Here is a 343-nt window from a genome sequence, read left to right as displayed (position 1 = left end):
TCCAGAATTTCGGTATATGCCTCCATCAGGAGGCGGTTTGCGCGAAACAACGTCTGACGCACCAGACGTTCCGGAAGTGTGTCAGCATTAAAGCTGTACCGCCGCTCCATCTCATTCATGGTTGTACGCAGGTCGCACATGGCACTGGCCACCTCCGCCACTTCGGCGCGAAGTTTTTCGTGTCCGGCATAGTTCATTTACGCAGCCTCCGGCATAAACCAGTCATCATTCGCGGCCCCCTGCTGCATGGCCCGTTGCACGGCGGCAAGGCGTTGCTGCCCGGCACGGTGATACTGCTCAAGCAGCTCGATACCGATATACCGGCGTCCGGACTGGAGGGCGG

General features: G+C 58.9%; 1 protein-coding gene and 1 pseudogene. Both read right to left on the bottom strand.

Annotated features, from left to right (window positions below; genetic code table 11):
- Window positions 1–197: hypothetical protein (locus BEB54_RS28375; RefSeq protein WP_105282354.1), on the bottom strand; the 197-nt coding region annotated here is incomplete at its 3' end.
- Window positions 198–343 (bottom strand): annotated as a pseudogene (locus tag BEB54_RS29110) (DNA methylase); the annotation flags it as partial.

Origin of the sequence: Escherichia sp. MOD1-EC6021 (genome assembly GCF_002965245.1) — a bacterium.
Classification (GTDB): domain Bacteria; phylum Pseudomonadota; class Gammaproteobacteria; order Enterobacterales; family Enterobacteriaceae; genus Escherichia; species Escherichia coli_F.
Note: the sequence above shows the minus strand (reverse complement) of the source record. Positions and strands in the feature narration are given on the sequence as shown.